The 12,115-nt window shown below is 36.4% G+C and carries 12 protein-coding genes; 4 read left to right on the top strand and 8 right to left on the bottom strand.

Annotated features, from left to right (window positions below):
• The first annotated feature begins 93 nt into the window (after positions 1–93).
• Complete coding sequence (locus tag VXM68_RS10800) at positions 94–582, top strand: tol-pal system YbgF family protein (protein WP_367211236.1); 489 nt, start codon at positions 94–96, stop codon at positions 580–582.
• A 240-nt stretch (positions 583–822) separates the two neighbouring features.
• Here the strand turns inward: VXM68_RS10800 and VXM68_RS10795 are convergent, their stop codons facing one another.
• From VXM68_RS10795 to VXM68_RS10785, 3 genes are all read right to left on the bottom strand, one after another.
• Positions 823–1,488, bottom strand: coding sequence for a response regulator (locus VXM68_RS10795; protein ID WP_367211235.1), 666 nt, complete (start codon positions 1,486–1,488; stop codon positions 823–825).
• A 13-nt stretch (positions 1,489–1,501) separates the two neighbouring features.
• Positions 1,502–3,115, bottom strand: coding sequence for an ATP-binding protein (locus tag VXM68_RS10790; RefSeq protein ID WP_367211234.1), 1,614 nt, complete (start codon positions 3,113–3,115; stop codon positions 1,502–1,504).
• A gap of 171 nt (positions 3,116–3,286) precedes the next feature.
• Entirely contained in the window at positions 3,287–3,448 is a 162-nt protein-coding gene (locus tag VXM68_RS10785; RefSeq protein ID WP_367211233.1) for a hypothetical protein, read from the bottom strand.
• 390 nt (positions 3,449–3,838) lie between these two features.
• On the opposite strand from VXM68_RS10785, the gene VXM68_RS10780 reads away from it, so the two are divergent.
• Complete coding sequence (locus VXM68_RS10780) at positions 3,839–4,903, top strand: hypothetical protein (protein ID WP_367211232.1); 1,065 nt, start codon at positions 3,839–3,841, stop codon at positions 4,901–4,903.
• Positions 4,904–5,042: 139 nt separating this feature from the next.
• Here VXM68_RS10780 and VXM68_RS10775 read toward each other — a convergent pair whose 3' ends face one another.
• Positions 5,043–5,489 (bottom strand): nuclear transport factor 2 family protein, encoded by a 447-nt coding sequence (locus VXM68_RS10775; RefSeq protein WP_367211231.1) that lies wholly within the window; start codon positions 5,487–5,489, stop codon positions 5,043–5,045.
• A gap of 446 nt (positions 5,490–5,935) precedes the next feature.
• Complete coding sequence (locus VXM68_RS10770) at positions 5,936–6,748, bottom strand: hypothetical protein (protein WP_293936877.1); 813 nt, start codon at positions 6,746–6,748, stop codon at positions 5,936–5,938.
• Positions 6,749–7,106: 358 nt separating this feature from the next.
• Here VXM68_RS10770 and VXM68_RS10765 point away from each other — a divergent pair, with 358 nt between their 5' ends.
• Positions 7,107–8,138 carry a hypothetical protein gene (locus VXM68_RS10765; RefSeq protein WP_367211230.1) on the top strand — a complete coding sequence of 344 codons (1,032 nt, stop codon included), beginning with the start codon at positions 7,107–7,109 and terminating at the stop codon, positions 8,136–8,138.
• Between the two features lie 223 nt (positions 8,139–8,361).
• On the opposite strand, the gene VXM68_RS10760 is transcribed toward VXM68_RS10765, so the two are convergent.
• The 3 genes from VXM68_RS10760 to VXM68_RS10750 all read right to left on the bottom strand — a co-directional run bounded on the left by VXM68_RS10760 (position 8,362) and on the right by VXM68_RS10750 (position 11,184).
• The gene (locus VXM68_RS10760; RefSeq protein WP_367211229.1) at positions 8,362–8,808 is read right to left on the bottom strand and encodes a hypothetical protein; all 447 of its coding nucleotides are present in this window, start codon (positions 8,806–8,808) and stop codon (positions 8,362–8,364) included.
• Between the two features lie 216 nt (positions 8,809–9,024).
• On the bottom strand, positions 9,025–10,170 hold the full coding sequence (locus VXM68_RS10755; RefSeq protein ID WP_367211228.1) for an MFS transporter: 1,146 nt from the start codon (positions 10,168–10,170) through the stop codon (positions 9,025–9,027).
• Between the two features lie 9 nt (positions 10,171–10,179).
• Positions 10,180–11,184, bottom strand: coding sequence for an alpha/beta hydrolase (locus tag VXM68_RS10750; protein ID WP_367211227.1), 1,005 nt, complete (start codon positions 11,182–11,184; stop codon positions 10,180–10,182).
• 91 nt (positions 11,185–11,275) lie between these two features.
• Between VXM68_RS10750 and VXM68_RS10745 the strand changes: the two genes are divergently transcribed.
• Entirely contained in the window at positions 11,276–11,647 is a 372-nt protein-coding gene (locus VXM68_RS10745; RefSeq protein ID WP_293936889.1) for a helix-turn-helix domain-containing protein, read from the top strand.
• The last annotated feature ends 468 nt before the right edge of the window (positions 11,648–12,115 follow it).

Below are 12,115 nucleotides of genomic sequence, written 5' to 3'. Positions count from 1 at the left end.
TTAAAACCTAAGGTAATCCAGATAAGAAGGAGAGAATTTCTTGAGAATTTTGATACCTTTAGAAAAATAAAAACCAACAATATATTCATCGGTATGAGCGCAAATGTTCCTATTGTTCGGCAAGTATCCCAGTCTGCTATACTAATCATCATCTTGGTGTGGGCTGTTTTTATAGCATTTTTTACAATTCTATTCCAAAAACATGGAATTTTCATAGGTGTGGTTTTATTTTCTGGGTTATTTATTTTGTTGCAACAGCTTATTCCCTCAAGCCATAACAAAGGAATGAAGGCTATCAAACAGAAGGATTTCAAAGCGGCTTTAGAACATTTTGAGCTGAGTCTTGATTTTTTTACTAGAAACGCATGGGTAGACAAGTATCGTGCATTGACGATGTTGAGTGCCTCAAAAATGTGTTATCGGGAAATGGCACTTTGTAATATCGCATTCTGTTATGTGCAGGTCGGGCAAGCCGAAAAAGCAAAAGCGCTCTACGAAGAAATTCTGAAACAATATCCTGACAATGGGATCGCTTACTATGCACTAAACTCAATAAATACCTTTTCAAATCCGGCTGATTAAAAGTATTGCATTCAGATAGGCCGCTTATAAGCCTAGCCTTCACATATAATCATGAAACAAATAAAGGCTATCCTACGATAGCCTTTTCTCATCATCTTATTGGTTAAAATATGGCATTAAATATCTTGAATGCAGTAGATATCGTTTTCAGCAAATATTCCTACCTCTTTATTTATCTTGCTTTCACAAAGGTAGCACGATACCCTCAAGAGTCTTTACGGAAAACCGTAATGGAAAAAGTTATATCAGCTCAGCATCTCTACAGTGTGCAATTAGCTGGGCATTGTTGGTGAAACCATAAGATTCTTTCATCAGATTAAGGCGCTTCTCGATTGTGCTCAGGCTGGAAGCTTTAGCACCTAACTGTTTGAGTATTTCAGGCATCTGATATTGTGGAATACCTTGATATAATAAATTAACAATCTGTAAGTCAAGCTGGGAGAATTCAAATGCATTTAGATCTTGGACAGCCTTCTTATTATCTGCAGATTGATATGTTCTACCTTGATACACCATCTGGAGGGCTTCTTTTAGATGCTCTCTTCCGCGGCGTGCCTTCAAAACATAACCATCAATTTGTTTTTCCTTGAACATTTCATGGATTACTGTCGTGATTTCTTGCACGGTCATTACAACAACTTTAATATCCTGCTGAATAGCTTTAACTGCTTTAATCAGCGAAAGTCCATCCTGAATCTCCTGATCAGAACCATCATCCTTAAAATTAATGTCGGTAATAAGTAGGTCATATGGTTCTCCGGCACGGATAGCATTCTTAATCCAAGCGAAGGCATGATCACAATAATAAACATATTCGGGATCAACTACTCCCAAGTCTCGCAGTGTTACTTGTACTGCAAAATTTTCTGTATCGTGGTCTTCGGCAATAAGTACTTTTTTAAACATACAACAATCATCTTTATATTAATGGGATATTGACAGTAATGCTGAGCCCTTCTCCCGGTTCACTGACAAAGATAACTCCGCCACCTAGACTTTCAATACGGGAAACCGTATTCGCCATACCTTTTCCCTGAGGTCTTTCTGCTGGTAGGCCAACACCATTATCTTTATAAAAAATTTTAAGCTGTTGGTCAGATTTTTCAATGCGCACGACGACCCGCTCGGCCCCACTATGCTTTTTCATATTGACCATAAACTCTTGTAGTATATGTTTTATTTCTTCTCTAATGCGCTTACTGACATCGGACCATTGCTCAGCATCAATTCCAACGATCGATATACGACGACTGTTCGAGCCATAGGGCTTAAGTAATGTAGAAATTTGCTCATTATATGGAACTTCAACGGTAGGCCGTTGCTCAACGTTATGTGAGATATCCCGCGATTGGTTGTAAATAATTTCTAATTTATCAAGCAGCACTTCACGATCCAGATCATCTCGATATTCAACTTCCGTCATCACATGATAAATGTCGTTTGCTACAACATCATGTACCTTCTTTGAAAGATGAAGCTGCGTTTCTTTAACCCGATTCTGTGCTTCCAGTTCAAGACGTTGCTTGCGTCGTTTGTACCAAAGCGCCCCTCCACCAACAGCTAGTAGGAGTAAAAAGATACTTGCGCCGGTAATGGCGCGCTGTCTAACTAGGCGGTTCTGCTTTTCGGCATTTTCTTTTTCCAGCCGCAGGTTATCGGCTTTATTTTTTTCAACTTCATAACGGATCAGCGCAAATTGGTTTTTGGCGGCTGCTCGGGCCTGTTGGATGCTGTCAGAGATAAGTTTATACTGATTAAAATACAATGTCACGGAATCTGGACTAATGACTTTAATTAATCGTTCTATAGCTTTAATCTGATCATCACCACTATTAATTTGTTTTGCAATCGAGAATTGCTTTCTAGCGTAATATAGAGAGGAATCTAGCTTCCTATCTTGGTAATAATCAGAAAGCCATGCATAACTCGAGTTTTCCCCCCACAAATCCGATTCTTTTTCTCTTATAAGCAGTGCTTTTCGGAGTTCAGGTACGGGATTATAATCTTTTGATCTTTTCCATTTGGCAATAGCTAAATTAGATAATACTCGGGCGTATGATTTGGGATCACTCTTGACCTTTTGAATAACTTTTTGATAGATTTTTACTGCAGAATCAAAATCATCTAACTGCATGTAACTTAATGCCAAATTATTTAAAAAAATGTTAGTGTTTAATGAGTCGTCTGAAAAGATTATTGCAAGATCAAAAAATTCTAATGCACTTTTGTAGTCCTGCAAACTATGAGATGACATAGCTAGATTATTATAATTAGTACTAAGATAAATACGGTTATTAGGTTTGTTTTTGTCCAAATATTTAAGTGCTTCCAATGATGTTTCTTGTGCACCGAATAAATCTCCTTTTTCTCGTTGTGTGATCGCCATATTTACCAAGCATTTTGCAACGCCCAAGCTATCTTTATTGTCTAAAAAGGTTTGCTTTGCTTTTTCGAATAGATAAAATGAAGAGTCCGATTTTCCAGCATCAAGAAGGTCATAAGCTAATTCATAATAAGAATTAACTTTTTTCATACTAGCGTTTTGTTCGGTACGAACACAAGAAAAAAATGAAAACGCTATTAGGAGATATAGATACTTCACATCAGGCTAAATTTATTCGAAAATATTAAAAATCTAATCATTAAGCAACAGATTAATCATAAAAAAGGCAGCGAGATGCTGCCTTTTCAATATTTAAATTAATTATTTTCTAGGGGGGCGAACTGTGCCGCCATCTCCCCCGTTATCTCCTGGATCTACAGGCGGCGTTGCGTCTGCTGTTTGCACTGTTGGTGCGCCAGTGTTCGGTTGTGAATTAGAAGGTTGACCGATTCCAAATAAAAAATATAATATTAAACTCCACATAACTCAAAAAATTAAAAGTCAAAAACTTGGTAGGTCCCGTGCACCATGCACGGGATTGCTACAAATGTTTTCAGAAGGCCTTCTGAATTTTTTGGGAAGTAAGAGTGTCAATCGCGGGAGGCAGAAGCTGCTTCCCAAACCGGCTAAAGACTACCGCGAGATCTTCTCATTGTGAAATCAGATTAGTATCTTAGTTTATATTTTAATCGATCCATCATCTGACTTCGAGAACAAAGTTATGTCCGTTAAAACCCTTTTTATCAAATGATTCCGATAGGTCCGAAAGGTCCGATAAAATGCTAAAGATTCTATGAATTCCGATGTATAAAGAATGGATTGACTTACGGGATTCCGTAAATTCCGTTGTAGAATTAGCTTAATTTTGATGCCATGCCAACGACATTTGCCAAATTTAAAGAAGAGGTTCTTGCCCTATATGAGGCAAAGAAAAACAACCATGAGCTGGATGATTTATTAGTTAATCCTTCTCCCGCCAAGCTAAGAGATTATTGCTTAGTTAGATTATCCGAAGGTTTACCGCCCGAGGATATCGAAATTTTACAAAAGTTCTTTGATCCATATAAAAAAGAAAAGAACTTGGAAGAAGCAATAGCGAAATATAATACTGGGTCATTAAAGGCATTGCAGAAATTTGCCCTTAACATTACGCAAGATCCTGAAGACCGAGTTGTGAAACTACTCGCAATACTCGTAGACTACCAGCCGAGGCCATTCCGATACAGCTATGATAACTCAACATTACATGAGCCTAAAGATACATCGCCAATAGATGAAGATAAAAGCTCATCAATGACTGATAAACTAGATGCCCCCTCAATCCCTATCACCGATAAAGATCCAACACCGGAAGGTTCACAAATGAGTTCTACATTGACGGATGAAAAAAAAGAACTTCAGGATAAGCCGGAAGAAGAAAAAGCTGAAGAATTAATAGACGATCTAGACGTTCAAAACAACTCAAATGAAATGGGGCAAAATCGGGAAATTATTGACAGATTTAAATATCCCCGACCATTTTTCAAAAAAAACAAACTTATATTGAGGTTTTCAGGTGTAGCACTTTTGGTATTGGCAATATTAACTATCGTGCGTTTTCTGACGCCTGAAGAGTGCATGTGCTGGAATGGAGAAAAATATATTGAGATAGATTGTCAGAGTAAGTCACAGCCTTATCAAGTAATAGGCTTAGATAAAAACAAACTTGAGGGATTTGTGAAAATAACAAGACCAGATACCCTAGGTCCCAAGGATGTAGGAAGAGTATGGTATTCAAAAATCAATCATGAGGTGGAATTTTTTACTGGACCGGGTTATCATCCCACAGAATTCGGACGTTCCCTAAAAGCGGCCACCATGCGGATTTTAGATAGCTATGCAGGAGCAAACGCCAAAGGCGATCAAAACAAGAAATATGGTATTATACAAAAACAATAACCTTTCGTTATTTAAATCCAAATTTCCAAACGTAAAAAAAGGCCAGATCTCGCGAACTGGCCTTTAAAATAAACTTAAACATATGATTCACTAATGGTTTGTAGTCTGCCTGAGCTGACAAACCACTAGTTATTGGATACTACTTATACGAATTGATCGATTTGGATACTTTCCAGTCATTGCCCACACGCTCCAAAGTAACCAGATCAGTCTTGGTGAAGTTCTCAAATTTCAAAGTCACTTTAGCGACTATATAGTCTGCCGATTCCTCGATGATAGCTGTGCTTACTGCACAGTTCAAGTGCTCTCCTTTTTGCTTTTTCAATAGCTTGACCACTTCGCTACGGCTATGATTTTGCGCGTTGAATGCTTGGATCTTTTGATTGAAATCAGCTGCAAATAATCGTTCTACACTTGAAGATTCGCCCTCTGTAGTTACTGCAACATAGTGCTCTAAAGCGAAATCTGCAGTAGAAAGGTTAATGTTTACTTTTGTTGCTTTTGCGCCAGGTCCTTCAGCTGCCATTGCAAAAGTTGATACGGCGATTAAAGCTGCTGCTGCGAATGTTTTTGCTAGAGTTTTCATAATGTCTTTATTTTGTTGTGTTAGTTCTGTTGTTCTTATTTGTTGATTCAAAACTACAACACAATACGCCCCTAGCCTATGGTCATTAGACCAACGATCGGGAAAACTCGGTGAATGACGGGAATGTAGAGGTGAATATACAAATAGATTATTTCGTATACTCCATTTTAGAGTAAATCCGATCGATGGTATTGAATCTTCTTACAATACAAAGCGGCTACATGCTAAATTTCGAAAGAAAGTTCAACATAAAAATTGGCGTCGTACAGTAAAAATCCAATAATCTTTATAATCATTGGATGACGAAACAAAAAAGAGGAAACGAAAGGAAACATAAAAATTACTGTACAAATAAACGCTAAGAGAACGGGGTCTGATTAGCATCAGGCCCTTTTCACGTAAAAAAGCCACATCTCGCGATATGGCTTCACAACATATATATCGTGTTATTGAAAGTATTCAATAACACGATAACTACCATCTTGATATTTATCGAGCAGTTCTTTTAAATAATACTTGTGCTGTACTCCAGTCAAGACAACTATTTTTTTTCCACTATACTGATTAGCGTGTTTGATGATATTAATAGCCATTGTATTATTTCTTAAATCCCAAAAATTACACCAAAGCTGATAACCATCTCGGTAAGAAATCTTTTGACCATTTGGCTTTACTACATATTTCTCTTCAAAAATTACTTCGGAATTAGCTATTTTGGGAATCTCATGATGTTGAAGAGTTTGTCTATATCTGTTTAAAGTTTCAAAAGCGACTGAATTCAATGTCTTTATATCTGTTTTTGAAAAGTTTAACAGCGCATTATTCGCTTCTTTATATTTCTCATAGATGGCTTTATTTTTGTCACTTAACTTACCGACAAGATACAAGCTATCGATAAGCTTTACGGTAAGGTAATCAGCCGGCACCATCCCCCTATCTATTCGGTACTGATTTCTACCCTCAAATTCGAATGGCAAATTGCGTGTCTCAGGATATTTTTTAAGATATCTTAATGTAGCAGTCTGCTCGTTGGAAGTTAGACGGATTTCCTTTGCGTAATCTTTCATTTGTTCGCTATCATTTTCTTGCAAAAGTATATCTGGTCTGATCTTATCTATAATTTCAAATAGCATACCCGGGTTCAAAATAGCCGAGGAATCATGCACAGTTCCAATGATATAGAGTTCTGTCTTAATCGAGGTTTGAGCTTGTGCAAAGTTTAAAAACAAAACTGATAGACTTGCAAAAAGATATTTCATTATAAAATTGATATTTAGGCGTTGTTAAAAGTGATACTCCAAATATAAGAAAATCAGTATACGGGAGAAAATTCGCATCCATTCAACGAACAGAGAGATTATCCAAATATTCCCTCTCCGACAGGTGGCCGGCGGAACTTCGAGCACTTCTTCATACACGGTCAAATTCAAATTCAAAAGTTATGCTCGTGTGGAGAATTTTTTGAACAATCTTAAAAATATAATTACTTTTAAAGACATATATAAACCTTGTATGTTGTATAAAAACGAAATTCTAATAAAAAATGGAGTTTAATAACAACTGTGTCATAGGACGCAATGGATTCTTAAATAATTAAAATATATCATGCGCAAAATAATGATCTTATTTATTTTCTTAGCCGTATCAGCCTTTCAGCTTATTGCTACCTGCTTTGCTCAAATCAAATATGTTGTATTTAATCAAGACAAACTAACCGATTCATTGAATGGGCATTTATTCTGCAAAAGAACATATGCAGAAATCGGATCCGACAGTACCAATTTCCCAGATTTGACTATTTATAATTTTCTGTTCAAAAAAAACATAATTACTGATGGTTCAAATCAAAAAGTATTTCAGAATTTTATAAGCTTTGAGCGTGAAGGGAAAAATTTGCCCGTTGATATCTTAGTTACAATAACGCCGCTAACTAGGGCTAAATTTGAGCTAAAAAATATCTCGAAAGCCGTCGCTAACAACGAGATAAACATAATTACTTTGGATAGCCTGTTGCGAACCACAGCAAAAGATATATTTTATGCAACTTATGCACCTTTAGGTATTTTTTCAGAGACGCCATCACTCAACTTGAAAAGAACGGATTATAAAATCGTGATAAAGCAAAAAAATGAATATTTTCTAGTTGACAACGAGACCTTAACTGAATCCTATTTTATTGGTAATGGCTATATGGAGCCTTATAGAACCAATGCAGCGGGAATATATCCGCAGAGTAAGAATTTTTCAAAACAAAATTATCTCTCTACTGAAAAGTTAAATACGATAAAAGGGGGAATAATAAAAGATACTACCATAAATTTAAATAATCAAGGCCGAACTATAGCTATAGATAGATTTTGGATAAATGAACCTTACATTCCTTTTACAAAAAGTGCCGGTTTAAATAAAGGTAATGATTGGTATGCAGTAGAAGGAATTGGAGATTTTGAGTTCCATTGGGACAATGGTATATTAAACGGCAATTTTTTGGACTATTTTAAAAAAGCCAAGTTAAATTATATGCCCGATAAACAGCTCAATACAAAACTGAACCTTTGGTATAAAACAAAGAAAATTAATGGGATACCATTCGAAGCATTTTTTGAAGACAAAGGTTTGAACAACACAAATTTGAAATCGATATTATAGCTAGCAATACCAATTTTTCATTGACGTACACCTTGGAAATTCAATTGTCTTTTAAAGCATTGGATGACGAAACAAAAAGAAGAACCGTTAGGAAATATAAAAATTAATGTACAAAATAAACGATAAGTGAAAGGACCTGATGAGAATCAGGCCCTTTTGACGTAAAAAAGCCACATCTCTCGACGTGGCTTTACAACATTTATATACTTGTAAGGGATGGCTCTTATTTATACGAATTGATCGATTTGGATACTTTCCAGTCATTCCCCGCACGCTCAAAGGTAACTAAATCTGTTTTGGTGAAGTTCTCAAATTTCAACGTTACTTTAGCCACCATATAGTCTGCCGATTCCTCGAGGATATCTGTGCTTACTGCACAATTCAACTTCTCTCCTTTTTGCTTTTTCAATAGTTTGACAACTCCGATACGGCTGTTAGATTGTGTATTGGAAGCTTGGATCTTTTGATTAAAATCTTCAGCGAATAACTGCTCTACCCCTGCTGATTCGCCCGCCGTAGTTACCGCAACATAGTGCGCTAAAGCGAAGTCTGCTGTAGAAAGGTTAACATTTGTTTTTGTTGCTTTTGCTCCAGGTCCTTCAGCTGCCATAGCGAAAGTGGATACGGCGATTAAAGCTGCTGCTGCGAATATTTTTACTGATGCTTTCATAATGTAGTTATTTTATTGTGTTAGTTTTTTTTATCTTTTCTTATTTGTTGATTCAAAACTACAATGCAATAGGCCCCTAACCTATCGGCTTTAGACTAATGACCAGGAAAACTCGGTGAATGGCGGGAATGGGGAGGTGAAAGTTTACGAATATAGAACAGTTCTGATTGTACCATACTTCAGCATCAACAGTATCACAGACCTTTAAGGTCTGGATTATGCTGGCTTCTTTTCCAATCGGGATCTTAGACCGATCATAAAAAAAGCCAACATACCAAATAAAACGGTTATCCAGGGCGTAAACTGTACGCCCTTCGACACAATGATCAAACCACCTACGGTGGTTCCTAGCGTTACGCCTAAGTTGCCAAATGATGTAGCCAAACTATTGGCAAATTCCATCGCCTCTGGTGCAGATGAAATCATATAAGTAGAGGCATTTAAGAAACTTGGAGAATATAGAAAACCCCATAATACGATTACCAGAATTGTAGCCATAGTATTGCCTCCCGAAAAATGCAGGAGTATAGGAACTATTATAGTCCCCGAAAGAAAAAAAACAGTTGTGTGTGTTATGTTCTTGTTTAATAGTTTACCGGCTGTCCAATTAGCAAATACACCGATAATACCGAATACAAACAGCATATAGCTGACCATGGTTCCGCCCATATCTTTGGCTTTATTTAGATAATCGGCAAAGTAACTATAAGTGGAAAACCAAGCCGCAATCATAAAGAAATTCATTAATGTACTTACAATGAACATCGGTTTTTTCAATATTTTTAATTGACTTCCATAAGATTTTTTTGCTCTCACAGGCATTGCCGGCAATACAAAGTGAATAGCCAATAATGCCACAATGCTGATGATAGCCTGTACTATAAACGAATATTCCCAAGAAAAAATGTTGGCAATATAAGTAGCGAACGGAACAGTTGTTACCATTGCAATGGCAACACCGCTGAACACGATAGTCATCAATTCATTTTCGTTCCGTTTATTACCCTGCGAAACCGCTACGGATAAAGCTGTAGCGATATAAATAGGCTGTAAAAATGCTGGTAATATCCTTAAAAGCATTAATAGCCAAAATGGTGGTGAAAATGACGATACAATTCCTGTTAACAGAAAAATAAAAATTGCTATCATCATCACTTTCTTTCGGTCAAATCCTGATAACAACAAGGTCATAAAAGGTCCAGTAAGCGCAATCGCTAACGCAAATCCTCCCAACAGATAGCCAGCCTTATCAATGCCGATTTGGTAATGCTCCGCTATTTGCGGAAAAATACCAATGATACCAAATTCAGTTGTTATAATAGCTAAAAAGCCTAATGCTCCTGTGTATGCGTACTTCTTCATCTTAAAATATTATTTTTCTAAACTTTTGGTTATAAATTCAGCAATTTCTTTCGTTGCTAATTGTGTTTCAGGCAAAAGAATTCCCATATGCATAAAGCCATGAACCATGTCTTTATATAAACTTTTTTCAACGGATACTTCTGAATTTTTCATATTTTGGGCTAATTTCTCGCCCTCATCTCTTAATGGATCATGTTGCGCTAAAATGACCAGAGTTTCTGGAGTTTCTTTGAAATCTTTGATTAAAACTGGAACAGCTAAAGGATTGGTCTTGTCTTCTTTGGATTTTAAATACCAATTCCAGGCCTGTAATCCCCACGCTCTAGTTAAGATTGGACCATTTTTATAATTTATCCAGGAAGCTGTACTTAATGAGTTATCAGAGGCAGGATAAATTAAAACCTGAAATTTTAATTGACTTCCTAATTCGAGAGATAAGGCTGTTGCCAACGCTCCGCCCGCACTGTCGCCAATGACACCGATTTTTTGAACATCAATTCCAAGATTTTTTGCATTATTGATTAACCATGCTGTAGCATCTTTACAATCGTTTAGTCCTGCAGGAAAAGGATTTTCAGGTGCGAGACGGTAATCGACAAAAAGGAGGATTGCTTCCGTTTCATTACTCAATTTTCGAGCGATTGCATCATGAGTTTCATAACCACCAGAAATAAACCATCCTCCATGAATGTAGATAATGGCAGAAGAATTTGATGTTTTGCCTTTAGGGCGGTATAATCTCACAGGAATTTGGTGATTTTTTGAAGGGATATTAAATTCCTCAATGCTGAAAACAGCTTCTTTCGGTCCACTTAATTGTTGAGCCATCGCATCATAACTTTTCCGGCTTATATCTAAAGGGTTTTTGCCTTGAAATACCTGTATTTTTTCTAAATGACTTAAGATTTCTTTAATTTTTGGTGTCAGTTGCATAATCGTTTCCTTTTTGATTGTGCTAGTGGTCTTACATGAAATAGTTCCCAGAATTAGTATCGATAATAAAATTTTTCTCATGTTTATTGATTTTGATGGAACAAAATTAATTTGAAACAATAAATTTGCATAGTATACAGCTAATTGTATGGTACTAACAAATTTGTAAGTAATGGGAAAAAGAAAAGAAAATTCGACTAATTTGATGAATGAGAGTTATATCATGGAAAGCTGTGATCTGACTTATGCCATTTGCAAAATTGGTGGTCGTTGGAAACTGCTTATTCTTTGCAAATTAGAAAATGGGAAATTGCGTTTCAGCGAATTACGCAATCAGATTAATGGAATTACTGAACGAATGCTTACACTCCAATTACGTGAAATGGAAAAGGATGGCTTGGTAAAACGTACCGTTTATGCAGAAGTACCTCCAAGAGTGGATTATGAGTTGACAGAAATTGCCAAAGAACTGGTTCCTATATGGGCAAAATTGAGTAAATGGGGAGCAAAACATAAAGTTCTAGTAAGTGAAAGCCCCATTTAACAGTAAAGTTAAACCAGCCGTTTCGGGTATCCGTAAAAGAGAACAGCAAAGGATGCTGCGAATGTTTACTAGACCCACCTGTACTTCACGAACAGCATAAGTTTCTTAAATTAAAACTACAATTATTAAAAATAATAAAACTATTTTAAGCTGGCTATTGTTCTTCCAATACAAAGCGGCTACAAGCAGCCTTTCGAAAGAAAGGTCCAACATAAAAATTGGCGTCGTACAGTGAAAATCCAATAGTCTTTAAAAACATTGGATGACGAAACAAAAAAGAGGAAACGATAGGAAACATAAAAATTACTGTACAAATAAACGCTAAGAGAAAGGGTCTGATGAGAATCAGGCCCTTTTGACGTAAAAAAGCCACATCTCTCGATATAGCTTTACAAAATAAAGTGACCATTAGGCTGCTCTATTTTTTATTACTGCTCACAGAATCTATAGTTTTTTTGATCAGAGAGC

Origin of the sequence: Sphingobacterium sp. R2 (assembly GCF_040760075.1) — a bacterium.
Lineage (GTDB): Bacteria > Bacteroidota > Bacteroidia > Sphingobacteriales > Sphingobacteriaceae > Sphingobacterium.
Note: the sequence above shows the minus strand (reverse complement) of the source record. Positions and strands in the feature narration are given on the sequence as shown.